At 67.1% G+C, this 21,685-nt stretch carries 32 protein-coding genes; 4 read left to right on the top strand and 28 right to left on the bottom strand.

The genetic code is table 11. The annotated features are described in order from the left end of the window. Nucleotide 1: 1 nt before the first annotated feature. The gene (gene eccB / locus ACWPOC_RS19430; RefSeq protein WP_120279955.1) at nt 2–1,456 is read right to left on the bottom strand and encodes a type VII secretion protein EccB; all 1,455 of its coding nucleotides are present in this window, start codon (nt 1,454–1,456) and stop codon (nt 2–4) included. Nucleotides 1,457–1,696: 240 nt separating this feature from the next. Here eccB and eccE point away from each other — a divergent pair, with 240 nt between their 5' ends. Continuing rightward, nucleotides 1,697–3,280, top strand: coding sequence for a type VII secretion protein EccE (eccE, locus tag ACWPOC_RS19425; RefSeq protein ID WP_455409187.1), 1,584 nt, complete (start codon nt 1,697–1,699; stop codon nt 3,278–3,280). On the opposite strand, the gene ACWPOC_RS19420 is transcribed toward eccE, so the two are convergent. Both ACWPOC_RS19420 and ACWPOC_RS19415 read right to left on the bottom strand, forming a co-directional pair. Further along, complete coding sequence (locus ACWPOC_RS19420) at nt 3,268–3,843, bottom strand: NADPH-dependent FMN reductase (RefSeq protein ID WP_120279956.1); 576 nt, start codon at nt 3,841–3,843, stop codon at nt 3,268–3,270. The two genes, eccE and ACWPOC_RS19420, sit on opposite strands and share 13 nt — an antisense overlap. Then, complete coding sequence (locus tag ACWPOC_RS19415) at nt 3,840–4,445, bottom strand: TetR/AcrR family transcriptional regulator (protein ID WP_120279957.1); 606 nt, start codon at nt 4,443–4,445, stop codon at nt 3,840–3,842. Before ACWPOC_RS19415 ends, ACWPOC_RS19420 begins: the two co-directional genes overlap by 4 nt. 69 nt (nt 4,446–4,514) lie before the next feature. Here ACWPOC_RS19415 and ACWPOC_RS19410 point away from each other — a divergent pair, with 69 nt between their 5' ends. Beyond that, a complete protein-coding gene (locus ACWPOC_RS19410) occupies nt 4,515–5,657 on the top strand; it encodes an acyl-CoA dehydrogenase family protein (protein ID WP_120279958.1) in 1,143 nt (380 codons plus the stop codon). A 59-nt stretch (nt 5,658–5,716) separates the two neighbouring features. Then, a complete protein-coding gene (locus ACWPOC_RS19405; RefSeq protein WP_455409186.1) occupies nt 5,717–6,580 on the top strand; it encodes a phosphotransferase in 864 nt (287 codons plus the stop codon). 257 nt (nt 6,581–6,837) lie between these two features. On the opposite strand, the gene ACWPOC_RS19400 is transcribed toward ACWPOC_RS19405, so the two are convergent. The 9 genes from ACWPOC_RS19400 to infA form a co-directional block, all read right to left on the bottom strand. Further along, nucleotides 6,838–7,839, bottom strand: a complete 1,002-nt coding sequence (locus ACWPOC_RS19400) for an alpha/beta hydrolase (RefSeq protein WP_120279960.1) — start codon at nt 7,837–7,839, stop codon at nt 6,838–6,840. Nucleotides 7,840–7,874: 35 nt separating this feature from the next. Further along, nucleotides 7,875–8,711 (bottom strand): tRNA pseudouridine(38-40) synthase TruA, encoded by an 837-nt coding sequence (gene truA / locus ACWPOC_RS19395; protein WP_225623593.1) that lies wholly within the window; start codon nt 8,709–8,711, stop codon nt 7,875–7,877. Between the two features lie 65 nt (nt 8,712–8,776). Next, the gene (gene rplQ, locus ACWPOC_RS19390; RefSeq protein ID WP_006554582.1) at nt 8,777–9,331 is read right to left on the bottom strand and encodes a 50S ribosomal protein L17; all 555 of its coding nucleotides are present in this window, start codon (nt 9,329–9,331) and stop codon (nt 8,777–8,779) included. Between the two features lie 30 nt (nt 9,332–9,361). Continuing rightward, entirely contained in the window at nt 9,362–10,423 is a 1,062-nt protein-coding gene (locus ACWPOC_RS19385; RefSeq protein WP_016694607.1) for a DNA-directed RNA polymerase subunit alpha, read from the bottom strand. A 101-nt stretch (nt 10,424–10,524) separates the two neighbouring features. Then, nucleotides 10,525–11,130: a 30S ribosomal protein S4 gene (rpsD, locus tag ACWPOC_RS19380; RefSeq protein ID WP_006554584.1), complete on the bottom strand. Its 606-nt coding sequence runs from the start codon at nt 11,128–11,130 to the stop codon at nt 10,525–10,527. A gap of 22 nt (nt 11,131–11,152) precedes the next feature. Beyond that, on the bottom strand, nt 11,153–11,566 hold the full coding sequence (rpsK, locus tag ACWPOC_RS19375; protein WP_006554585.1) for a 30S ribosomal protein S11: 414 nt from the start codon (nt 11,564–11,566) through the stop codon (nt 11,153–11,155). Beyond that, nucleotides 11,566–11,934, bottom strand: coding sequence for a 30S ribosomal protein S13 (rpsM, locus tag ACWPOC_RS19370; protein WP_006554586.1), 369 nt, complete (start codon nt 11,932–11,934; stop codon nt 11,566–11,568). The genes rpsK and rpsM overlap by 1 nt, the downstream gene beginning before the upstream one ends. A gap of 209 nt (nt 11,935–12,143) precedes the next feature. Next, nucleotides 12,144–12,257, bottom strand: a complete 114-nt coding sequence (rpmJ, locus tag ACWPOC_RS19365; protein ID WP_003938068.1) for a 50S ribosomal protein L36 — start codon at nt 12,255–12,257, stop codon at nt 12,144–12,146. A gap of 92 nt (nt 12,258–12,349) precedes the next feature. Then, complete coding sequence (gene infA, locus ACWPOC_RS19360; protein ID WP_006554587.1) at nt 12,350–12,571, bottom strand: translation initiation factor IF-1; 222 nt, start codon at nt 12,569–12,571, stop codon at nt 12,350–12,352. A 218-nt stretch (nt 12,572–12,789) separates the two neighbouring features. Between infA and dtd the strand changes: the two genes are divergently transcribed. Then, the gene (gene dtd, locus ACWPOC_RS19355) at nt 12,790–13,227 is read left to right on the top strand and encodes a D-aminoacyl-tRNA deacylase (RefSeq protein WP_120279962.1); all 438 of its coding nucleotides are present in this window, start codon (nt 12,790–12,792) and stop codon (nt 13,225–13,227) included. 24 nt (nt 13,228–13,251) lie between these two features. Here dtd and map read toward each other — a convergent pair whose 3' ends face one another. The 16 genes from map to rplP all read right to left on the bottom strand — a co-directional run bounded on the left by map (nt 13,252) and on the right by rplP (nt 21,684). Beyond that, on the bottom strand, nt 13,252–14,049 hold the full coding sequence (gene map / locus ACWPOC_RS19350) for a type I methionyl aminopeptidase (RefSeq protein ID WP_026061662.1): 798 nt from the start codon (nt 14,047–14,049) through the stop codon (nt 13,252–13,254). 14 nt (nt 14,050–14,063) lie between these two features. Next, nucleotides 14,064–14,609: an adenylate kinase gene (locus ACWPOC_RS19345; protein ID WP_006554590.1), complete on the bottom strand. Its 546-nt coding sequence runs from the start codon at nt 14,607–14,609 to the stop codon at nt 14,064–14,066. Further along, nucleotides 14,606–15,919 carry a preprotein translocase subunit SecY gene (gene secY, locus ACWPOC_RS19340; RefSeq protein ID WP_006554591.1) on the bottom strand — a complete coding sequence of 438 codons (1,314 nt, stop codon included), beginning with the start codon at nt 15,917–15,919 and terminating at the stop codon, nt 14,606–14,608. The genes ACWPOC_RS19345 and secY overlap by 4 nt, the downstream gene beginning before the upstream one ends. Before the next feature lie 227 nt (nt 15,920–16,146). Further along, on the bottom strand, nt 16,147–16,590 hold the full coding sequence (gene rplO, locus ACWPOC_RS19335; RefSeq protein ID WP_006554592.1) for a 50S ribosomal protein L15: 444 nt from the start codon (nt 16,588–16,590) through the stop codon (nt 16,147–16,149). A 2-nt stretch (nt 16,591–16,592) separates the two neighbouring features. Next, complete coding sequence (gene rpmD / locus ACWPOC_RS19330; RefSeq protein WP_006554593.1) at nt 16,593–16,772, bottom strand: 50S ribosomal protein L30; 180 nt, start codon at nt 16,770–16,772, stop codon at nt 16,593–16,595. Next, nucleotides 16,772–17,419 (bottom strand): 30S ribosomal protein S5, encoded by a 648-nt coding sequence (gene rpsE / locus ACWPOC_RS19325; protein ID WP_006554594.1) that lies wholly within the window; start codon nt 17,417–17,419, stop codon nt 16,772–16,774. The genes rpmD and rpsE overlap by 1 nt, the downstream gene beginning before the upstream one ends. A 31-nt stretch (nt 17,420–17,450) precedes the next feature. Further along, a complete protein-coding gene (gene rplR, locus ACWPOC_RS19320; protein ID WP_006554595.1) occupies nt 17,451–17,858 on the bottom strand; it encodes a 50S ribosomal protein L18 in 408 nt (135 codons plus the stop codon). Between the two features lie 2 nt (nt 17,859–17,860). Beyond that, a complete protein-coding gene (gene rplF, locus ACWPOC_RS19315) occupies nt 17,861–18,400 on the bottom strand; it encodes a 50S ribosomal protein L6 (RefSeq protein WP_060654861.1) in 540 nt (179 codons plus the stop codon). A gap of 15 nt (nt 18,401–18,415) precedes the next feature. Next, on the bottom strand, nt 18,416–18,814 hold the full coding sequence (rpsH, locus tag ACWPOC_RS19310; RefSeq protein ID WP_006554597.1) for a 30S ribosomal protein S8: 399 nt from the start codon (nt 18,812–18,814) through the stop codon (nt 18,416–18,418). A gap of 173 nt (nt 18,815–18,987) precedes the next feature. Beyond that, nucleotides 18,988–19,173 carry a type Z 30S ribosomal protein S14 gene (locus ACWPOC_RS19305; RefSeq protein ID WP_006554598.1) on the bottom strand — a complete coding sequence of 62 codons (186 nt, stop codon included), beginning with the start codon at nt 19,171–19,173 and terminating at the stop codon, nt 18,988–18,990. A 4-nt stretch (nt 19,174–19,177) separates the two neighbouring features. Next, nucleotides 19,178–19,744, bottom strand: coding sequence for a 50S ribosomal protein L5 (gene rplE, locus ACWPOC_RS19300; RefSeq protein ID WP_120279963.1), 567 nt, complete (start codon nt 19,742–19,744; stop codon nt 19,178–19,180). 1 nt (nt 19,745) lies between these two features. After that, complete coding sequence (rplX, locus tag ACWPOC_RS19295; RefSeq protein ID WP_006554600.1) at nt 19,746–20,063, bottom strand: 50S ribosomal protein L24; 318 nt, start codon at nt 20,061–20,063, stop codon at nt 19,746–19,748. After that, entirely contained in the window at nt 20,063–20,431 is a 369-nt protein-coding gene (gene rplN / locus ACWPOC_RS19290; RefSeq protein WP_006554601.1) for a 50S ribosomal protein L14, read from the bottom strand. Before rplN ends, rplX begins: the two co-directional genes overlap by 1 nt. Nucleotides 20,432–20,750: 319 nt before the next feature. Beyond that, on the bottom strand, nt 20,751–21,035 hold the full coding sequence (gene rpsQ, locus ACWPOC_RS19285) for a 30S ribosomal protein S17 (protein ID WP_024101619.1): 285 nt from the start codon (nt 21,033–21,035) through the stop codon (nt 20,751–20,753). Continuing rightward, nucleotides 21,032–21,268 (bottom strand): 50S ribosomal protein L29, encoded by a 237-nt coding sequence (gene rpmC, locus ACWPOC_RS19280; protein WP_006554603.1) that lies wholly within the window; start codon nt 21,266–21,268, stop codon nt 21,032–21,034. The genes rpsQ and rpmC overlap by 4 nt, the downstream gene beginning before the upstream one ends. Then, nucleotides 21,268–21,684 (bottom strand): 50S ribosomal protein L16, encoded by a 417-nt coding sequence (rplP, locus tag ACWPOC_RS19275; RefSeq protein WP_006554604.1) that lies wholly within the window; start codon nt 21,682–21,684, stop codon nt 21,268–21,270. The genes rpmC and rplP overlap by 1 nt, the downstream gene beginning before the upstream one ends. Nucleotide 21,685: the final 1 nt, after the last annotated feature.

The raw sequence follows: 21,685 nt of genomic DNA, 5'->3' as shown, positions 1-21,685 counted from the left end.
ATCAGTTGCCCGCCCGGACGGGGACCGCCCCTGGGTCCGCGGCGACACCGTCGTGTGCGAGGAGTGCCTGTTCCCGGCCGAGCACGGGTCCCGGCGCGAGCAACTGCAGGATCGGCCACGGGACCCGGACGGGTGGATCCGTGAAGCCGAGCGCCGCAGCGGCGTCCGCATCGATGATGCCGTACCGCACACCGGTGTCGGCGACGTAGAACAACGAACCGAGACGGCCGGTGTCCGAGGTCAGCGAGGTGGTCTGCACGTATCTGCCGCGGCCCGGCGGAATGTGGATCGCGTCGACCTGCGGTCCGGCACCGTCGGCCTGGGCCGGGGCCACGGGCACCGCGTCCTTACCGGTGGGCAGGGCCGTCCCCGCGGACAACCGCAGAGCCGAGCGGTGCCGGTCGGCCTCGCCCGTGCCCGGCTGCCAGGTCGAGCACGCCACCGGTCTCTCCCCCGGATCGACGATCCGCGGGACGACCTCGGGAAAGGTGTCGACCGGCAGTTCGTGCACGACCGGCGCGGCCGCGAGGACGTCGGGCGGAACCACCGGAATCTCCGGTGCTCCTTGCGAATCCGAGAAGTGGATGAGATGCGCGGTGGCCCGCGAGACCTCCTGCACACCGTTCTCGAGCACCACGTGGAAACTCTGACCGTCCGGTTCGGACACCGCGACGACCGACCCGACTCGCACACCCGGAATCGACACGCCCGGGACACCTCCGGCGCCGGTGATGACGGGTGCCGTCAGTTTCGGCGACTCCGGCACGGCGGCGAGCAGTCCGGGGCTCGCGGGGCGCGCACGGGAGACGTCGATGCCCAGCAGGCGCACGAGCGACCGGTCGTTCGGGTCGATCTCGGCGCGCCTGCCCTCGTAGAGCAGGTGGTATCTGCCGTCCGCGGTCACGAGGAGCGCTTCGTCGCCGGCGAGTACCGAGCCTGCCCGGTGGTCGGGTGTGCCGGCGAGCACGGCGGTGGTCGAGGACTGCAGACCGTTCGGGTCGGCGACGTCGCACACCGTCCACGGCACCTCCTCTGCATCGTGGACCAGGGAGGATGGCGCACCCGGGATCCCCACCAGCGGTCCGCGTGGTCGTGTCGTCAGTTCCTCGTCGGCCACGACCGCCGGTTCGGCGGGCGATCCGAGGATCAGCCGCGCCGACGCGAGATTCAGGACGGGATGGAAGGTCGTGTCGATCGCGACGTAGAGCGCACCGGAGTCGCGTCCGACGACGACGGAAGCATCACCGATCCGGTCCTGGGGGCGGAACAGGGCAAGGGCGGCACAGCCTCCCAGCACGACACACGCGACGACGATTCCGACGACGAACGCCCGGAACTGGGAACGCATGGGATCGTGGATCATTCGTACGTCGCCCCGCACCAACGCATGATCCATGCGTCGTACCAGGAAACGGTATCCACTGACCTGCCATCGCGTGGTCGGTTGCGCTGCCATCGATCTCCCCCCGTACGGCACGCTCTCTGGCGCAACACAGTACAGTCCTGCCGGGCGCTCACCACAGGTGCTCCGCGCGGTCAGGGGGAAGGTCGGCACCGCGCCGGAATCATTGCCGGCCGTCGTTCGGGGGGATCGATGCAACGGACCGTATCCGAGTCGGAGGATTCACGGGTCGGCACAGCACCCAACGGTGCACGGATCAGCACAACAGCAGGTGGGACGAGAAGTCGTGTCGCCGTGCGGCTCGTGGGTGCGCAGTGCGTGGCCGTCCTCGTGTGGGCGCTGGCGGTGGTGTCGGGGGCGTCCGTGTGGGTGGCCTGCGCGATCGCCGTGCCGTCGGCCGCGCTGTGCCTCGTGCGGATCGGCGGGCGCGGCACAGCCGAATGGATCGCGACCGTTCTGCGCCGACGCACGGAGGCTGTCCCCGTCTCGGGTGTCCTCCGCGACTTCCATGTCGGGTCGGCGGTCCCGGTGGGGGTGCGATGGGACGGCCCGTACGCGACCGTCGTTCTCGAGCTGACCTCCCAGGCCGGCGCGATCACCCGGCTCGGGCGCGACAGCGAGGAGACGGGGCGAACCCTTCCTCTCGACGCGATCGCCGCCTGCCTGTACCGGCACGATGTCGTTCTGGACGGGATCGATGTCGTGGTGCAGGGGCGCCGGGTTCGCGACTCGACCCCCGCGGGCCACGCCTACGCGCAGTTGCTGGGCCCGCTTCCCGCCGCGGCCGAACGCACGGTGCGGGTGGTGCTCCGACTCGATGTCACGTCCTGCGCGGCCGCTGCCGCCCGTAGAGGCGGAGGCTCCGAAGGTGCGGCCCGGACCGTCGTCGCGGCGGCGCGGCGCGTGATCCGCGCGCTCGGCGACGCCGGGTACGGTGCGCGACTGCTCACCGCGAGCGAGATCGAACAGGCCGCGCTGCGTATCTCCCACGGGGTGCCGGCGACGGAGTGGGTCCCGACGCACCGACACGTCGCCCTGTCCTCTGCCTTCAATTCGGGCGGCGCCTTCGATCCCCGACGGATCGACCGCCACCACACGGCGGCGATCTGGTCGCATCCGACCCTGGCGTCGACTCTGGTCCTCCGGTTGCGACCGGGTGATGACGGGTCGGTTCGGGTCGGGGCGCTGGCACGGTTCACCACGCGCGAGGCGGACGTCCCCTCGGTGGCCGGGCTGCTCCCGGCGTACGGACGTCACGCCGAACTTCTCACAGCGGCACTGCCCCTCGGGGTTCCGCAGCTGGAGGACCGGGTTCCGTTGCGCGAATCGCGCACCGGGGAACTCGACGCCCTCGCTCTTCCGGCCGGTGGGTGTGGGCAGCTCGTCGGATCGGACGACGCCGGTCGCGCCGTCACCGCGCGTCTCACCGGTCCCGGAGTCCGCTCGGTCCACATCGCGGGTGAGTTGTATCTCGCCCAGCAGGTGGTCTTCCGCGCCGTCGCGGTGGGGGCGCGGGTCGTCGTCCACACCGACCGCCCCGGCGCGTGGCGCGGCCTGGTCGGATCCGCGGCCGGACCCGACCGGCTGCGTCTGGCGGGCGAGTACGCGGGCGACCGCGATTTCGACACGGTCGTCTACGACGGCGTCCCGCCCACCTCGTCCGTGCCGCACGCGACCGCGATCCACGTGCATATCCATCCGGACGGATGGCCGCGCGAGCGCCCCACGGTGTCGTTGCTCCAACCCGGAGCGGCCGGGGACCGTGTCGTGCTCACGGCGGGCGACGAACGCACGCCCCTCACACTCGTGACGATCGCGGCGGAGAGCACCCATCTCGGCCGGTCGCGCATGCCGGATCCGGCGTCTCAGCCGGGATAGCGGTCGAGAGCGGTTCCGGCGCGGACGGTGCGTGCCCACCACGCGAGCTGGTCGAGCATGCGTTCCGCGCCGTCGATCGCGGCCTCGTCGCTCGTGGTGCCGTCGGCAGCGAAGGCGTGCTTGACGCGGTGGAAGCTCACCGACTGCCGCACCGGCACCATGTGGACCTCGACGACGACCTGCCGCAACTGCTCGACCGCGCGCAGGCCGCCGGACAGGCCACCGTAGGAGACGAATCCGACCGGCTTGGTGCGCCATTCACGCTTGACGGTGTCGATGGCCGTCTTCAGCGCGGCGGGATAACCGTGGTTGTACTCGGAGGTCACCACCACGAAGGCATCCGCAGCACCGATGCGGCGGGTGAAGGCGTCGGCGTCGGGCCCGCCCGAGAGGTCCTGCGGGAGCGGGGTGTCGGCGAGATCGAGGACGCCGACGTCGAACTCGGGGCGACGCCGCGCTGTGGCCGCGAACCAGTCGGCGACGACCGGCGCGATGCGACCGGCGCGGACACTCGCGACGACGACCTCGAGGCGGATCGGATCGTTCGGTGCAGCCGTGGTCATAGGGTCGATCGTAGGTGCGGTGCGGCCGAGAGCCCGTGCGCGAGCAGCGCGGCGAGTTCCCGGTAGGCACGTGCGTCCTCGAGACCGGTTGCCTCGGCCACCTGCCGTTGCTGGATGCGGACCATGACCGAGGCCACGACGTCGGCGACGAACGCCGCGTGGACGTCGCGCAGTTCGCCGGCCGCAACTCCCTCGGAGATGAGCTGGCGGACGCGGTCGGCGGCGAACCGGGTGTTGCGTTCGTAGACCTCGCGCGCGACCGGCGTGTGGGCGATGTCCTCCATGAACCGCGTGGAGGCGGGTTCGAGTTCGCGCCCCACGGCCTCGAGATAGACGCCGATGCGTGCCTGGGCGTCCGCGGCCCGCGCGACGTCGGCCTCGACCCGTTCGGCGGCACCCTTGAAGAAGTGGACGGTTGCCGCGTAGACGAGCCGGTCCTTGTTCTCCGCGAGTGTGTAGAGCGTCGATTTCGAGCAGCGCAGGCGCGCGGCGATGTCGTCGAGGGTCAGGTGTGCGAAGCCTTCTGCCAGGAACAACGCGACCAGATCGTCGAACAGTTGCGCCTGCCGGGCGGTGGGTCGCCGGCTACCGACTCTTGCCATACCGAAAACAGTACTGCAGTATCGTCCTCAGTACTATTTTCGGTCCCCAGCCTTCCAGGAGGAACCACCGTGCCCGTCGAGCGTCTGCTTCCCACCCGCGAGGCCTACGACCTGATCGACCTCACCCGCGACGTCGCCGACAAGGTACTCGCCCCGCGCGTCGACGAGCACGAGCGCAAGGAGACCTTCCCCGAGGGCGTCTTCCCCGCACTCGGCGCCGCAGGACTGCTGAGCCTGCCGTACCCCGAGGAGTTCGGCGGCGGCGACCAGCCCTACGAGGTCTACCTGCAGGTCCTCGAGGAACTCGGCGCCCGCTGGGCGGCCGTGGCGGTCGCGGTGAGCGTGCACGGACTGTCGTGCTTCGCGCTCGCCACCCACGGCACCGACGAGCAGAAGAACAAGTGGCTCCCGGAGATGCTTGGCGGCAACACCATCGGCGCGTACAGCCTCTCCGAGCCGCAGGCCGGATCCGACGCCGCGGCCCTCGCGTGCCGCGCGAAGCCCGTCGACGGCGGCTACCGCATCACCGGCTCGAAGGCGTGGATCACCAACGGCGGCAAGGCCGACTTCTACACCCTGTTCGCCCGCACGGCCGACACCGGCAGCAAGGGCATCTCGTGCTTCCTCGTGCCCGCCGGCACCGAGGGCCTGTCCTTCGGCAAGCCCGAGGAGAAGATGGGCCTGCACGCCATCCCCACCACCTCCGCCCATTACGACGACGCCTTCGTCCCGGCCGAGCGCCGGATCGGCGTCGAGGGACAGGGACTGCCGATCGCGTTCAGCGCACTGGATTCCGGACGCCTGGGAATCGCCGCCGTCGCGACGGGTCTGGCCCAGGCCGCGCTCGACGAGGCGACGGCCTACGCCAAGGAACGACAGGCCTTCGGCAAGCGCATCATCGACCACCAGGGCCTCGGGTTCGTCCTCGCCGACATGGCCGCGGCCGTCGACTCGGCCCGTGCCACCTATCTCGACGCCGCCCGGCGCAAGGACGCCGGCCTGTCCTACTCGCGACAGGCATCGGTGGCCAAACTCGTCGCGACGGATGCCGCCATGAAGGTCACGACCGACGCGGTCCAGGTCCTCGGCGGATACGGCTACACCCGCGACTTCCCGGTCGAGCGCTTCATGCGCGACGCGAAGATCACCCAGATCTTCGAGGGCACCAATCAGATTCAGCGACTCGTGATCGCACGCTCCCTCGCGGGGTGATCGATCGCGAGCCGGAAGCGGCAGGGGTTCCCGCGGCGAAAGATCGCTAGAGTGCCTGCATGCCGGACGCCCTGGAGCTCACTCCACAGCAACGCCACCTGCTGACGCAACGGTTCGGCCGCATCGTCGTGGTCGCCGACATGAGTTGGGGCCTGGTGTCGACCACCGTCCTCGCGGTCGACACCGACGACGGGCGACTGGTCGTGAAGGCGGGCGGAACTCCGGACCGGCACATCGGCCGCGAGATCAGCGCCCACGAACGGTGGACCGCTCCGTGGGTCCGGTGCGGTCGCGCCGCCCGGATGGTGTTCGCCGACCGCGCGGCGAAACTCGTCGTAACGGAATACCTTCCGGGCCGGCTCGTTCAGGGCACGGCCGCGTCGTCCCGTCCGGACGTCTACGAACAGGCCGGCGCGTTGCTCGCCCAGTTCCACTGCCAGGAGCGGGTCGTGGACGAGGGGTACGAGCGATCGGCGAACACGAAGACGCTGCGGTGGCTCGCGGCACCGCACCGCATCGGTCCCGACGTCGTCGGCCGGTTGCGCTCGATGGTCGAGGGGTGGCCGACACCGACGGCCACCCTGGTGCCCACCCACGGCGACTGGCAGAGCCGCAACTGGCTCGCCGACGACGCCGGCAGGGTGAAGGTGATCGACTTCGGACGTGCCGCGATGCGCCCGGCGGGTGAGGACTTCGAGCGGCTCGCGGTGCGCGAGTTCCTCCGGGTCCCCGGCGCCGAGGAGGCCTTCCTGCGCGGCTACGGCGAGGATCCCCGTGAGGAGGACGCGTGGTTCCGCCGACGTGTCCGCACGGCGGTCGCGGTCGCGGTGTGGGCTTTCCATGTGGGCGACGACTGCTACGAGGCCGAGGGCCACCGCATGATCGCCGAAGCGCTCGCTCGTGCGTCGACAGTCGCGCGTTAACAACTTCTCGACGGATATTTGTCACATTGGCCGAGGTTGCCCGTTACCGGCAGTTTCGCTTGAATCAGCTCTGGACATACGTCCAATTCGTTTTCTACACGGAGGTCACCACATGCTTCTCGGTTCGCTCGACGCGCTCATCAGCAACGTCCTCAATTTCCTGGACTGGCTGATCTGACGAGCATGTGAGAACGCCCGAGGGGGTGAGGTCGCGGACCTCACCCCCTCGGTGACTTTTCGAGCGCAGCGCTCTCGGCTCAGGCGCCGATGGCCCCACCGAGCACGGGCCACGAATCGTGCAGGGCCTCCTGCCAGTAGCCCCAGGTGTGGGTGCCGTCGGGCCGGACCGAGTAGGTCGCCTCGACCCCGGCTGCGTCCAGCGCACCGCGCAGTCGCGTCGTGCAGTCGTTCACGCCGGCCTCGATGAGCCCGAGCAGAGCCACATCGGGAAGGACGGCGACACCGTCCTGCTCCCATGCCTTCAATTCGTACGGACCCGGGACACCACTGCTCGTGGAGACGTACACGGCCTTGCCGCGCAGCTTCTCGGCGTTGAGCACGACATCCTGTTCGGTCCAGTGCTCACCGGCGACCGGTCCCCACATGTTCTCGACTTCGCCCCCGCCGAACGCGACGACGATCTCCGCGTAGCGCGAACCGATATCCGACGCGGTCTCGGCGCATCCGCTGTACGAACCCACCGCCTGGTAGAGATCGGGCGCCTGCTGCGCCAGAGCCAGCGCCGACGTCGCCGACATCGACACACCGGCGATCGCGTTGCGGCCGCTCGCGCCGAGCGTCTCGTCGACCACCGACGGGATCTCCTCGGTGAGGAAGGTCGTCCACTTGTTGCGTCCGAGAACGGGATCGTCCTCGAGCCAGTCGGTGTAGTAGCTGAACGCGCCACCGACCGGAGTGACGACGTTGACGTTCTTGTCACCGAAGAACTCCACGATGTCGGTCTGCTCACGCCAGGTTGCGCGGTCCAGTCCCCCACCGGCACCGTTGAGCAGGTAGAAGACCGGTCGCGGCGCGCTCGTGTCGGCCGGGCGCAACACCTGAAGCTCGATGGTGCGTTCCATCGACGGCGAGTACACGAACAGCGACCAATCGCGGTCGGTGTGCTTCTCGATGCGTTCGACAGTCGCGCTCTGCGACCGGGTCTCGCCGGTCGCGGCGACCGGGAGATCCTCGGCGTGGGCGACCGCGGCACCGGGCAGGACCAGCGACGAGACGGCGACCGCCCCGATCGTCCCCATCAACGCAAACCGTCGTGCGCGCACATTCGTTCCCTTCATCCGCAACAGCCGGGCGTGATGGGCCCGCGCGTCTCCCGCGTCGCAGCGTTGCGCGCGGCCAGTTCCTCGTCAGCAGGGTAGTCGACGCGGACCAGTGACAGGCCGTGGGCCGGTGCCACCGCGACGGACGCCGCACGTTCGCGTTCGTCGAGCAGGGCCGTCATCCACTCGACACTGCGACGCCCTTCCCCCACGGCCAGGGCGGCACCGACGAGGCTGCGCACCATCGACCAGCAGAAGGCGTCGGCGCTGACGTAGGCGGTGAGGATGTCACCTTCGCGGGTCCAGTCGTATCGCTGCAGTTCGCGTACGGTCGTTGCACCCTCCCGCCGCTTGCAGAAGGCGGCGAAGTCGTGCAGGCCGAGCAGCGACTGCGACGCGCGTTGCATCGCATCGAGATCGACGGCCTTCGGCCACGCGACGGTGTCGCGGGCACGCAACGGTTCGGCGCCGTACACCGCTGTGGTGAGGCGGTATTCGTAATGACGCCGGATCGCCGAGAACCGCGCGTCGAAATGTTCGGGGGCGACGGAGATCCCGGTGACCCGCACGTCGCGGGGCAGGAACCGCGCGAGACGACGGACCCAGCGCGACGGATCGTCGGGCAACGCCGCGGTGGGGACGTCGACGTGAGCGACCTGCCCGGACGCGTGCACGCCGGCGTCGGTGCGACCGGCGACGGTGAGCAGCACGGGGGTACGGACGATCGCGGAGAGCTTCTCCTCGATCTCCCCGCACACCGTGCGACGTCCTGGTTGCCGTGCCCAGCCGGAGAAGTCGGTGCCGTCGTACGAGATGTCGAGTCGCAGACGAGTTGTCTCGTGAGAAGCCACGAGCCCGCCGCCCTCAAAAGGGACGGCGGGCTCGTGAGCTTCAGCAGATGCCGAAACCAAGTGGACTAGTCCTTCTTGGCCTCGTCCGCCTCGGGTGCGTCGGCAGCCGTGGCGTTGGTGTCCTCGACACCCTCGACGACGGCGTCGGCATTCGCGACCTCGGCGTCGGTGGCCTCGGCCTCGACGGCCTGGACCGCGTTGTCCTCGGCGGGTGCCTGCGAGGCGGCGACGCGGCGAGCGCGGTCGGCCTCGGAGGTGACGGTCTTCTCGCGCACCAGCTCGATGATGGCCATGGGGGCGTTGTCGCCCTTGCGCGGCATCGTCTTGATGATGCGGGTGTAGCCGCCGTTGCGGTCCTCGAAGGAGGGACCGATCTCCGCGAACAGCGAGTGGACGACGTCCTTGTTGCGGATGACCTTCAGCACCTCACGACGCGAGGCCAGGGTGCCGGCCTTGGCGTGCGTGACGAGCTTCTCGGCGTACGGGCGCAGGGCCTTGGCCTTGGCCTCGGTGGTGGTGATGCGGCCGTGCTCGAAGAGCGCGGTGGCCAGGTTGGCCATGAGCGCCTTCTGATGCGAGGCCGATCCGCCGAAGCGGGCGCCCTTCTTGGGCTTGGGCATGATTTTCTCCTAGTAACGGACCGTGAGCTGCTACAGCTGCTCGGTCTCGGCGTAGTCCTCGTTGCCGTCGTTGTCACCGAAGGAGCCGGCCTCGGTATCGCTCCAGGTACCGGTCGCGGCGTCGTAGCCGGCGACGGTGCTGGGATCGAACGATGCCGGGCTGTCCTTGAGGGACAGGCCGAGCGAGTGCAGCTTGACCTTGACCTCGTCGATGGACTTCTGGCCGAAGTTGCGGATGTCGAGCAGGTCGGACTCCGTCCGTGCCACGAGCTCGCCGACGGTGTGGACACCTTCGCGCTTGAGGCAGTTGTAGGACCGGACCGTGAGGTCGAGGTCCTCGATCGGAAGTCCGAAGGAGGCGATGTGGTCGGCCTCGGCGGGCGAGGGACCGATCTCGATGCCTTCTGCTTCGACGTTCAGCTCACGAGCCAGACCGAAGAGCTCCACGAGGGTCTTGCCCGCCGAGGCGAGCGCGTCCCGCGCGCTGATCGAGTTCTTGGTCTCCACGTCGAGAATGAGCCGATCGAAGTCGGTGCGCTGCTCGACGCGGGTCGCTTCCACCTTGTACGTCACCTTGAGCACCGGCGAGTAGATCGAGTCGACCGGGATACGGCCGATCTCGGCGCCGGACGCCTTGTTCTGCACGGCAGGAACATAGCCGCGACCGCGCTCGACGACGAGCTCGATCTCCAGCTTGCCCTTGTCGTTCAGGGTGGCGATGTGCAGATCCGGGTTGTGAATGGTGACACCGGCCGGGGGCACGATGTCGCCGGCCGTGACGGTGCCCGGTCCCTGCTTGCGGACGTACATGGTGACCGGCTCGTCCTCTTCCGAGCTCACCACGAGACCCTTGAGGTTCAGGATGATGTCGGTGACATCCTCCTTCACGCCGGGAACGGTGGTGAACTCGTGGAGAACACCGTCGATGCGGATGCTGGTGACAGCGGCGCCCGGGATCGACGAGAGCAGGGTGCGACGAAGCGAGTTGCCGAGGGTGTACCCGAAGCCAGGCTCGAGCGGCTCGATGACGAACTTCGAGCGGTTTTCAGCGATGACCTCTTCGGTCAGTGTGGGTCGCTGAGAGATGAGCATCTGTTGCCTCCTTGTGGGCGTCCGCCATATGACGCCCTAGTGGAATGGAGCGGTGTCCTCCCGCCCGGACGGACCGGAGGACACCACGACACCGAAGTGTCTTACTTCGAGTAGTACTCGACGATCAGCTGTTCCTGCAGCGGGATGTCGATCTGCGCGCGCTCGGGGAGCTGGTGGACCAGCACCCGCAGACGCGGGCCGACGACCTGCAGCCAACCCGGAACCGGGCGCTCGCCCTGGGTTTCGCGGGCGACCTGGAAGGGCAGCGTGCTCAGCGACTTCTCGCGGACATCGATGATGTCGTACTGCGAGACGCGGTAGCTGGGGATGTCGACCTTCTTGCCGTTGACCAGGAAGTGGCCGTGGCTCACCAGCTGGCGGGCCTGACGACGCGTGCGGGCGAGGCCGGCACGGTAGACGACGTTGTCCAGGCGCGACTCGAGGATGACCAGCAGAACCTCACCGGTCTTGCCGGGGCGGCTGGCGGCCTCTTCGTAGTAGCGACGGAACTGCTTCTCCATGACGCCGTACGAGAAGCGGGCCTTCTGCTTCTCCTGCAGCTGGAGCAGGTACTCGCTCTCCTTGATCCGCGCGCGGCCGTGCTGGCCGGGCGGGTAGGGGCGACGCTCGAAGGCCTGATCGCCTCCGACCAGGTCGACACGGAGACGACGCGACTTACGGGTAACGGGACCGGTATAACGAGCCATTATTCTTTACCTTCCTTTCCCGTTAGACGCGACGCCGCTTGGGCGGACGGCAACCGTTGTGGGGCTGCGGGGTGACATCGGAGATGGTGCCGACCTCGAGGCCTGCGGCCTGGAGGGAACGGATCGCCGTCTCGCGGCCCGAGCCCGGGCCCTTGACGAAGACGTCGACCTTCTTGACACCGTGTTCCTGCGCCTTGCGGGCGGCGTTCTCGGCGGCGAGCTGCGCGGCGAACGGGGTCGACTTGCGCGAACCCTTGAAGCCGACGTGGCCGGAGGACGCCCAGGAGATCACGTTGCCCTGCGGGTCCGTGATGGACACGATGGTGTTGTTGAACGTGCTCTTGATGTGAGCGGCACCGTGCGGGACGTTCTTCTTGTCCCTGCGCCGTGCCTTCTGGGTCTTCTTCGGACCGGTGCTGCGTGACTTGGGAGGCATTACTTCTTCTTTCCTGCGACGGTGCGCTTCGGACCCTTACGGGTGCGGGCGTTGGTCTTGGTGCGCTGTCCACGCACGGGCAGACCACGACGGTGTCGCAGGCCCTGGTAGCAGCCGATCTCGATCTTGCGGCGGATGTCCGCCTGAACCTCGCGACGGAGGTCACCCTCGACCTTGTAGCTCTCCTCGATGTACTCGCGGAGCTTGGCGAGGTCCTCGTCCGTCAGATCCTTGCTGCGCAGGTCCGGGTTGACACCCGTGGCCTCGAGGATCTCCTGGGAGCGAGTACGGCCGATGCCGTAGATGTACGTGAGTGCGATCTCCATCCGCTTTTCGCGGGGAAGATCGACACCTGCGAGACGTGCCATGTGGCATTCCTATTCGGTGTGCGGAGGTCTGCTCCCAGCCCGTCCCCTGCGTCGAAGAACTGTGTGATTCAAAAACACAGTGGGGCCCCGGCCTCCGTACCGGGGGTTGATCGCGCAGCTCCTCGACGGATCGAGGATCGTAACCACGCGACTGGTGCTGGAAGGTCTTCGTGCTTGTTGCCAAGCAGATCTTCGAGACGAAGGTGGATCTAGCCCTGACGCTGCTTGTGACGCAGGTTCTCGCAGATCACCATGACCCGACCGTTGCGGCGGATCACCTTGCACTTCTCGCAGATCTTCTTGACGCTAGGCTGAACCTTCACGTAAGTCCGATCTCCTGTATGTGCGCCGCCGGACACGGCAGAGCCGGCCCGGCGACATGATTCTCCCCGACCGTGTGGCCGGGGAAGCTTCGTTACTTGTAGCGGTAGACGATGCGTCCACGCGTGAGGTCGTAGGGAGAAAGCTCCACGACAACGCGGTCCTCGGGAAGGATACGAATGTAGTGCTGACGCATCTTTCCGCTGATGTGGGCGAGAACCTTGTGCCCGTTCTCCAGCTCGATGCGGAACATCGCATTGGGCAGCGGTTCGATTACCCGGCCCTCGACCTCGATTGCCCCGTCTTTCTTAGCCATATCCTCCGCGATCCGTTGTTCGGTGTTGTGGTTGCATCGGCATCCGTTACCGTGACGCTCGGCAACTCCGGGACCGGACACGAACCGAGATTCGAAGGAATTCGACACGGGACCGATCGGAGCGCAGCGCGCACCACCGATCAATGGTACGGGAAGTTGACCGTCCAGGACAAATGAGCTCGGGCACACCGTGCCCACGACCAGGAGGAGGACCGCACGTGCGGGCGTTGATCCAGCGGGTGACCACGGCGGCGGTGGCGGTGGACGGAGCCGAGGTGGCCCGTATCACGCCGGCCGAGGGTGGTCACGGCCTGCTCGTGCTGGTCGGCGTCACGCACGACGACGACGAGGCCACGGCCGCGACGCTCGCCCGCAAGGTGTGGACGATGCGCATCCTCGAGGACGAACGCTCCGCCTCCGACGTCGACGCCCCGATCCTGGTGGTCAGCCAGTTCACGCTCATGGCCGACACGAGGAAGAGCCGGCGTCCGTCGTGGTCGGCCGCCGCTCCCCGCCCGATCGCCGAACCCCTCGTCGATGCGTTCGCGAATGCTCTCCGAGATCTGGGGGCGACGGTGGAGACCGGGAAGTTCGGGGCCCACATGGAGGTGAGCCTCGTCAACGACGGACCGGTCACGCTCCTCGTCGAGGTCTGAACCCGCGCGGCGTGACCGCGACCGTCACTCCGGACGGACGGTGAGGATGCGGGGGCCGTCCTCGGTGACCGCGACCGTGTGCTCCCAGTGCGCGGCCCGGCTGCCGTCGACCGTCACGACCGTCCACTCGTCGTCGAGGACCTCGGTCTCGTAGGTACCGAGGGTGAGCATCGGCTCGACTGCGAGCACCGACCCGACGACGAGCTTCGGGCCCTTGCCCGGCTTGCCTTCGTTGGGGAGGAACGGATCCATGTGCATCTCGCGCCCGATGCCGTGACCGCCGTAGCCGTCGACGATGCCGTACGAGCGGCCGTGCAACTTCTCGGCGGCGTGCGTGCCCTGCTCGATCGCATGCGAGACGTCGGTCAGGCGGTTGCCCGGGAGCATCGCCGCGATACCGGCCTCGAGCGACAGACGGGTGGCCTCGCTCAGATCGATGTCGGCCTGCGACAGCTCCCCGATCCCGAAGGTCCACGCCGAGTCGCCGTGCCAGCCGTCGAGGATCGCACCGCAGTCGATCGACACGAGGTCGCCCTCGGCGAGCACCACCGACGCCGACGGGATGCCGTGGACGACGACCTCGTTGACCGACGAACAGATCGAACCGGTGAAGCCGTGGTAGCCCAGGAAGGACGGAACGGCCCCCGCATCGCGGATGACCGATTCCGCCACCTGGTCGAGTTCCAGGGTGCTCACGCCCGGCTTGGCGGCCTCGCGCACTGCGACGAGTGCGGCCCCGACCACGGCTCCCGCCGCTGCCATCGCGTCGAGTTCACCCGAGGTGCGGAACGGAACCACTGAGCGCTTGCGCCCGAAACCCATGTCGAACTACCCGTCTACTTTCCGAGTGCGGACAGAGCCCGCGAATTGATCTCCTCGACCTCACCGATCGCGTCGACCGTGATGATCGAGTCGGCGTAGTAGTCGAGCAGCGGGGCCGTCTCCTCACGGTAGACCCGGAGACGGTTGCGGATCACGTCTTCGGTGTCGTCGGCGCGACCGCGGGCGAGCATGCGCTCGACCACGACGTCCTCGTCGATGACGAAGGACAACACGCCGTCGAGCTCGACGCCGAGATCCTTCAGGATGTTCTCGAGTTCCTTGGCCTGCTCCACGCTGCGCGGGAAGCCGTCGAGGAGGAAGCCGTTGGCGGCGTCGGGCTCGGCCAGACGCTCACGCACCATGTTGTTGGTGATCTCGGCGGGAACGAGCTCCCCCGCGTCGATGTACTTCTTGGCCTCGACGCCGAGCGGGGTGCCCTGCCCGATGTTCGCGCGGAAAAGATCGCCCGTCGAGATGGCGGGGACGCCGAGCTTCTCGGACAGAATCGCGGCCTGTGTGCCCTTGCCGGCACCGGGAGGACCGAGCAGTACAAGTCTCACTTGAGGAACCCTTCGTAGTTGCGCTGCATCAGTTGACTTTCGATCTGCTTGACAGTGTCCAGCGCGACACTGACGAGAATGAGAACCGCGGCGCCACCGAAGATGCTCGAGGCCGTCTGGCTGCCGGACAGGAAGAAGTTCGGCAGCGTCGCGATGAGACCGAGGTAGATCGAGCCCGGAACCGTGATGCGGTTGAGCACGAAACTGAGATATTCGGCGGTGGGGCGACCGGGGCGGATGCCCGGGATGAAACCGCCGTACTTCTTCATCTCGTCGGCCCGCTCCTCGGGATTGAAGGTGATGGCGACGTAGAAGAAGACGAAGAACACGATCAGGGCGAAGTAGATCGCGATGTAGACCGGGTTGTTCGGATTGACCAGGTACTCGTTGATGATCCGCTGCCACCAACTCGGATCCGGGTTCGTCGTGGCACCGGTGAGCTGCGCAACGAGGTTGGGCAGGTACAGCAGCGACGACGCGAAGATCACGGGGATGATGCCCGCCTGGTTGACCTTCAACGGCAGGTAGGTCGACGACCCGCCGTACATACGACGGCCGACCATGCGCTTGGCGTACTGCACCGGGATCCGGCGCTGACCCTGCTCGATGAACACGACGCCCGTGATGAGCGCCAGGGCCACGACGCAGACGATCGCGAAGACGAGGCCGCCGCGGGATTCGAGGATCATGCGACCCTCGCTCGGCAGCGCGGCCGCGATACCGGCGAAGATCAGCAGCGACATGCCGTTGCCGACACCGCGTTCGGTGATGAGCTCACCGAACCACATGACGACGGCGGCACCGGCGGTCATCACCAGCACGATGACGACCATCCCGAAGATGCTGTCGTCGGCGAGGATCGGCTCCGAACAGCCCTGCAGCAGCTGCCCTCGGGCGGCGAGGGCGACGATGCCGGTGGCCTGGAGGACGGCGAGCGCGACGGCGAGATAACGCGTGTACTGCGTCATCTTGGCCTGGCCGGACTGGCCCTCCTTGCGCAGTTCCTCGAATCGTGGAATGACCACGGTGAGCAGCTGGACGATGATGCTCGCGGTGATGAACGGCATGATGCCGATCGCGAAGACCGACAACTGCAGTAGCGCGCCGCCGGAGAACAGATTGATCAGCGAGTAGATGCCGGCCTGCTCGCTGCCGGCGAGCTGATCGACACAGGCCTGGACGTTGCCGTAGTCGACGCCCGGGGACGGCACGGTAGCACCGAGGCGGTACAGCGCCACGAGCCCGAGGGCGATGAGAATCTTCCGCCTCAGGTCCGGTGTCCTGAGGGCCGAGACGAAGGCGGAAAGCAAAGATCCTCCTGGCGGGCCGATCGGGGACGACGGATCGAGAGGGATCCGTCGGACGGTAGACAACTCTGAAACTCTAACAGTGGGCCCCGATGAGAGGGGTAGCCCGGTAGCCTATGTCACCGCTGTGAACGCAGCCTATGACACCGCTGTGAACGCGCGAACGGCCGCGGTGCAGCTATCTGCACCGCGGCCGTTCGACAGCCGTGACTCACACGCGAAAGTACAGGTCAGGCCTGGACGGTCGCGCTGCCACCGGCTGCAGCGATCTTCTCCTGAGCGGAGGCCGAGAACTTGTCGGCGGTGACCTGCACGGCCACCGTCAGCTCGCCCTCGCCGAGGACCTTGACGAGCTGGTTCTTGCGAACCAGACCCTTCGCCACGAGGTCCGCGACACCGATCTGTCCACCCTCGGGGAACACGCGAGCGATGTCCCCGACGTTGACGATCTGGTACTCGGTACGGAATGCGTTCTTGAAGCCCTTGAGCTTCGGCAGACGCATGTGGATGGGCATCTGGCCACCCTCGAAGGCCGGCGACACGTTCTTGCGTGCCTTCGTGCCCTTCGTACCGCGGCCGGCGGTCTTGCCCTTCGAACCTTCACCGCGTCCGACGCGGGTCTTGTCCGTCTTCGCACCCGGAGCCGGGCGCAGGTGATGCAGCTTGATGGTCATTCTCAGACCTCCTCAACAGTGACGAGGTGACGCACCACGTTGATGAGGCCGCGGTTCTGCGCGTTGTCCTCGCGGACGACGGACTGGCGGATCTTCCGCAGACCGAGGGTCCGGAGGCTGTCGCGCTGATTCGACTTGGCCCCGATGGTGCTCTTGATCTGGGTGATCTTCAGCTCTGCCATTACTTCACGCTCCCAGCAGCCTGTGCACGGGCGCGCAGCATGCCGGCGGGGGCAACTTCCTCGAGGGTGAGGCCACGGCGAGCCGCGACTTCCTCGGGACGCTGCAGACCCTTGAGGGCCGCAACCGTCGCGTGCACCACATTGATGGCGTTGTCGGAGCCGAGCGACTTCGACAGGATGTCGTGGACACCCGCGCACTCCAGCACCGCGCGCACAGCGCCACCGGCGATGACACCGGTACCGGGGGAAGCCGGACGCAGCAGGACGACACCGGCTGCAGCCTCTCCCTGGACGGGGTGGGTGATGGTTCCGCCGATGAGCGGGACGCGGAAGAAGTTCTTGCGAGCTTCCTCGACACCCTTCTGGATGGCCGCGGGAACTTCCTTGGCCTTTCCGTAGCCGACACCGACCAGGCCGTTGCCGTCGCCCACGATCACCAGAGCGGTGAAGCTGAAGCGACGACCGCCCTTGACGACCTTCGACACACGGTTGATCGAGACGACACGCTCGATGTAGTTCGACTTCTCGGCAGCGTTGCCGCCGCGCGAGTCGCGGTCGCGGCGGTCGCGACCGCCACGGTTGTCACCGCTGTTGGGGTTCTGTCCGGCGGGGCCGTTGCCGCCGTCACGCCGCTGACGTCCCGGCATCAGGCGTTCCTTCCGTTCGAGAAAATGGTCATCAGAACTTCAACCCGCTTTCGCGAGCCGCGTCCGCGAGGGCCGCGATGCGTCCGCTGTAGGTGTGGCCACCGCGGTCGAAGACCACGGCTTCCACGCCGGCAGCCTTCGCGCGCTCGGCGATCAGCTGACCGACCTTCGCGCCGCGAGCCTTCTTGTCGCCCTCGAGAGCGCGCACATCGGGTTCGATGGACGACGCTGCGGCGAGGGTGGTGCCCGTCAGATCGTCGACCAGCTGCACGTGCAGGTGGCGCGACGACCGGTTGACGACGAGGCGGGGACGCTCGGCGGTGCCGGAGATCTTCTTGCGGAGGCGGAAGTGACGACGCGTCTTCGAAAGGCGACGCGTGGTGGAGGCGTCCTTGCCGCGCGGGATGCGCTTGGCCTTCTGGTTCTCGGTCTGGCTCATGATCACTTACCCGTCTTTCCGACCTTGCGACGGACCTGTTCACCCTCGTAGCGGATGCCCTTGCCCTTGTACGGGTCGGACTTGCGCAGCCGGCGGATGTTGGCCGCGATCTGGCCGACCTTCTGCTTGTCGATGCCCGAGATCGAGAAGCGCGTGGGGTTCTCGACGGCGAACGTGATGCCCTCGGGAGCCTCGATCAGCACGGGGTGGCTGTAGCCGAGCGAGAACTCGAGGTCCTTGCCCTTGAGAGCCACGCGGTAGCCGACGCCGTGGATCTCCATCTTCGTGGTGTAACCCTCGGTCACGCCGACGATGAGGTTCTGCACGAGCGTCCGCGACAGGCCGTGCAGCGCACGGCTGCGACGCTCGTCGTTCGGGCGCGTGACGTTGATTGCCCCGTCCTCGCCCTTGGCGATGGCGATCGGCTCGGCGATCGTCAGGGACAGGTTGCCCTTGGGGCCCTTGACTGCAACATCCTGGCCGTCGATGGTGACCTCGACGCCCGAAGGAACTGCAACGGGGAGTTTTCCGATTCGCGACATTGTGGTGGCCTCCCTTTACCAGACGTAGGCGAGGACTTCCCCGCCCACTCCCTGCTTGGCCGCCTGGCGATCGGTGAGCAGACCGGAGGACGTGGAGATGATCGCCACGCCGAGGCCGCCCAGGACCTTGGGCAGGTTGGTGGATTTCGCGTACACGCGCAGGCCGGGCTTCGACACGCGACGCACGCCGGCGAGGCTGCGCTCACGGGAAGGTCCGTACTTGAGGTCGACGATGAGGGTCTTGCCCACCTCGGCGTCCTCGGTGCGGTAGTCGGAGATGTAGCCCTCGCGCTTGAGGATCTCGGCGATGTTCACCTTGATCTTCGAGGACGGGAGCTTGACCTCGTCGTGGTACGCCGTGTTGGCGTTACGCAGACGCGTCAAGAAGTCTGCGATGGGGTCGGTCATGGTCATGGCTGACCTGTTCACCTTTCTCGATGCGGTTCCCATGCAACGCCGGAACGTGCCGGCCGTGGGCCTACATCGAAACTCGGTTCGATAGCGGATTCGTCGGCCGGATCGGCGACGAACCCATGACAGCGTGACAGTGGGCGGAGAACTACTCGGTCCTCCGCCCACCGCTCACGTCACCAGGAGCTCTTGTGAACTCCCGGAAGTTCTCCGCGGTGTGCCATCTCGCGAAGGCAGATGCGGCAGAGTCCGAACTTGCGGAAGACCGAGTGCGGGCGCCCGCAGCGCTGGCAGCGGGTGTAGGCGCGCACCGCGAACTTCGGCTTCTTGTTGGCCTTGTTGACCAGTGCCTTCTTAGCCATGGGCTCAGTTCTCCTTGAACGGGAAGCCGAGGTGCTTGAGCAGGGCACGGCCTTCTTCGTTGTTGGTAGCGGTGGTCACGACAGTGATGTCCATGCCGCGCGGGCGGTCGATGCGGTCCACGTCGATCTCGTGGAACATCGACTGCTCGTTCAGGCCGAACGTGTAGTTGCCGTTGCCGTCGAACTGGTTGCCGTTGAGGCCACGGAAGTCCCGGATACGGGGAAGCGCGATGGACACGAGACGGTCCAGGAACTCCCACATGCGGTCGCCGCGCAGCGTGACGCGCGCACCGATCGGCATGCCCTCGCGCAGCTTGAACTGTGCGATGGACTTGCGGGCCTTACGGATCTCCGGCTTCTGACCGGTGATGAGCGCGAGGTCGTTGACGGCTCCGTTGATGAGCTTCGCGTCGCGGGCGGCGTCGCCGACACCCATGTTGACGACGACCTTCACGACGCCGGGGATCTGCATGACGTTCGCGTAGTCGAACTCCGCGTTCAGCGCGTCCTTGATCTCGGCGCGGTAGCGGGCCTTCAGGCGCGGCTGGGTCTTGTTCTCGGTGGAAGTCATGTCAGAGGTCCTTCCCGTTCTTCCGGGAAATCCGAACGCGCTTGCCGGTTTCCTCATCGGTGCGGTAGCCCACGCGGGTGGGGTTTCCGTCCGAGTCGACGACCGCAACGTTGGAAACGTGGATCGGGGCCTCCTGCGTCACGATGCCGCCGGAGGAGGCGCCACGCTCGTTCGCAGAGACGGCGGTGTGCTTCTTGATACGGTTCACGCCCTCGACGAGGACCTTGCCGGTCGCCGGGTAGGCCGCGATGACCTTGCCCTTGGCGCCCTTGTCCTTGCCCGAGATGACGAGCACGGTGTCACCCTTGTGCACCTTCATCACAGCACCTCCGGAGCGAGCGAGACGATCTTCATGAACCGCTTGTCGCGGAGCTCGCGACCGACGGGTCCGAAGATGCGGGTGCCGCGAGGATCGTTGTCGCCCTTGATGATGACGGCAGCGTTCTCGTCGAACTTGATGTAGGAACCGTCCGGACGGCGGCGCTCCTTGGCGGTGCGCACGATCACGGCCTTGACGACATCGCCACGCTTGACGTTGCCGCCGGGGATCGCATCCTTGACGGTGGCGACGATGACGTCACCGATTCCGGCGTAGCGACGGGACGAGCCACCGAGAACGCGGATGCAGAGGATCTCCTTGGCACCCGTGTTGTCGGCGACGCGCAGTCGCGACTCCTGCTGGATCACTTACTTCTCCTTGACCTGGATTGGTGTGTACGTCAGATTTCCGACCTGGACGTACGCGGTCGTCGGCTGCCTGCAGCGCACGTGCGAATCACACACGGGTCCTGTAAGCAACCCGTCCAGAGTAGGCCATATACCGTACGCAGGGCAAATTCGCGAATTGTGATGTCACTCCCCACCCCGGCACCGGGCGTGTCGCAGCGACGTCCACCGTCCCCCACGCGAGGGCTGCACCTACTACCGGACGCACAGCACCCCACCACCCACGGTGCGGGGTGGTGGGGTGCTGCATACTCTCGGTCCTGTCGAGGACGAGGAGGCCCTACTTGGCCTTCTCGAGCACCTCGACCAGACGCCAGCGCTTCGACGCGGACAGCGGACGGGTCTCCATCAGCTGCACGCGGTCGCCGATGCCGGCCAGACCGTTCTCGTCGTGCGCCTTCACCTTGGTCGTACGGCGGATGATCTTGCCGTACAGCGGGTGCTTCACACGGTCCTCGAGCTCGACGACGATGGTCTTCTCCATCTTGTCCGAGACGACGTAACCGATGCGGACCTTGCGGCTCGCGCGCTGTTCCTGGTTGCTCACTGCCTTTTCCTCACTCATGCCACGTCACCCGCATTCGGGCCGGTGGCCAGTCCGAGCTCGCGCTCGCGCAGCACCGTGTAGATACGGGCGATCTCGTTGCGCACGACGCGGAGCCGACGGTTGTTGTCCAGCTGACCGGTGGCCATCTGGAAGCGGAGGTTGAACAGCTCTTCCTTGGCTTCGCGGAGCTTGTCGGTCAGCTCTTCGTCGCTCAGCTCGCGGAGTTCCGCGGCGGGGGTACCGGTAGCCATCAGAACTGCTCCTCCCTCGTCACGATGCGGCACTTGCAGGGGAGCTTGTGCATCGCGCGACGCAGGGCCTCGCGCGCAATCTCCTCGTTGGGGTAGCTCATCTCGAACAGCACGCGACCGGGCTTGACGTTCGCGACCCACCACTCCGGCGAACCCTTACCGGAACCCATGCGGGTCTCGGCAGGCTTCTTGGTGAGGGGGCGATCCGGGAAGATGTTGATCCAGATCTTGCCGCCACGCTTGATGTGCCGGGTCATGGCGATACGAGCGGACTCGATCTGCCGGTTGGTGATGTAGGCCGGCTCGAGAGCCTGGATGCCGTAGTCACCGAAGGCCACCTGGGTTCCGCCCTTGGCGGCACCCGTACGGCTCGGATGGTGCTGCTTGCGGTGTTTGACCCGCCGGGGGATCAACATT

It is taken from the genome of Rhodococcus sp. 5G237 (genome assembly GCF_053764735.1).
Note: the sequence above shows the minus strand (reverse complement) of the source record. Positions and strands in the feature narration are given on the sequence as shown.

Coding starts and splice junctions, on each gene's coding strand:
- rplP (WP_006554604.1), bottom strand. CDS start 21,684: ATGTTGATCCCCCGGCGGGTCAAACACCGCAAGCAGCACCATCCGAGC.
- infA (WP_006554587.1), bottom strand. CDS start 12,571: ATGGCTAAGAAAGACGGGGCAATCGAGGTCGAGGGCCGGGTAATCGAA.
- rpsM (WP_006554586.1), bottom strand. CDS start 11,934: ATGGCACGTCTCGCAGGTGTCGATCTTCCCCGCGAAAAGCGGATGGAG.
- ACWPOC_RS19405 (WP_455409186.1), top strand. CDS start 5,717: ATGCCGGACGCCCTGGAGCTCACTCCACAGCAACGCCACCTGCTGACG.
- rplO (WP_006554592.1), bottom strand. CDS start 16,590: ATGACCATCAAGCTGCATCACCTGCGCCCGGCTCCGGGTGCGAAGACG.
- rpsE (WP_006554594.1), bottom strand. CDS start 17,419: ATGCCGGGACGTCAGCGGCGTGACGGCGGCAACGGCCCCGCCGGACAG.
- ACWPOC_RS19420 (WP_120279956.1), bottom strand. CDS start 3,843: ATGACCACGGCTGCACCGAACGATCCGATCCGCCTCGAGGTCGTCGTC.
- rplX (WP_006554600.1), bottom strand. CDS start 20,063: ATGAAGGTGCACAAGGGTGACACCGTGCTCGTCATCTCGGGCAAGGAC.
- rpsD (WP_006554584.1), bottom strand. CDS start 11,130: ATGGCTCGTTATACCGGTCCCGTTACCCGTAAGTCGCGTCGTCTCCGT.
- rplE (WP_120279963.1), bottom strand. CDS start 19,744: ATGACTTCCACCGAGAACAAGACCCAGCCGCGCCTGAAGGCCCGCTAC.
- rpsQ (WP_024101619.1), bottom strand. CDS start 21,035: ATGAGTGAGGAAAAGGCAGTGAGCAACCAGGAACAGCGCGCGAGCCGC.
- ACWPOC_RS19415 (WP_120279957.1), bottom strand. CDS start 4,445: ATGGCAAGAGTCGGTAGCCGGCGACCCACCGCCCGGCAGGCGCAACTG.
- ACWPOC_RS19385 (WP_016694607.1), bottom strand. CDS start 10,423: ATGCTCATCTCTCAGCGACCCACACTGACCGAAGAGGTCATCGCTGAA.
- rplR (WP_006554595.1), bottom strand. CDS start 17,858: ATGAGCCAGACCGAGAACCAGAAGGCCAAGCGCATCCCGCGCGGCAAG.
- rplF (WP_060654861.1), bottom strand. CDS start 18,400: ATGTCGCGAATCGGAAAACTCCCCGTTGCAGTTCCTTCGGGCGTCGAG.
- eccB (WP_120279955.1), bottom strand. CDS start 1,456: ATGGCAGCGCAACCGACCACGCGATGGCAGGTCAGTGGATACCGTTTC.
- rpmD (WP_006554593.1), bottom strand. CDS start 16,772: ATGGCAGAGCTGAAGATCACCCAGATCAAGAGCACCATCGGGGCCAAG.
- rplQ (WP_006554582.1), bottom strand. CDS start 9,331: ATGCCCAAGCCCAAGAAGGGCGCCCGCTTCGGCGGATCGGCCTCGCAT.
- rpmC (WP_006554603.1), bottom strand. CDS start 21,268: ATGGCTACCGGTACCCCCGCCGCGGAACTCCGCGAGCTGAGCGACGAA.
- map (WP_026061662.1), bottom strand. CDS start 14,049: ATGGGTTTCGGGCGCAAGCGCTCAGTGGTTCCGTTCCGCACCTCGGGT.
- ACWPOC_RS19400 (WP_120279960.1), bottom strand. CDS start 7,839: ATGGGGACGATCGGGGCGGTCGCCGTCTCGTCGCTGGTCCTGCCCGGT.
- rpsK (WP_006554585.1), bottom strand. CDS start 11,566: ATGCCTCCCAAGTCACGCAGCACCGGTCCGAAGAAGACCCAGAAGGCA.
- rpsH (WP_006554597.1), bottom strand. CDS start 18,814: ATGACCATGACCGACCCCATCGCAGACTTCTTGACGCGTCTGCGTAAC.
- ACWPOC_RS19305 (WP_006554598.1), bottom strand. CDS start 19,173: ATGGCTAAGAAGGCACTGGTCAACAAGGCCAACAAGAAGCCGAAGTTC.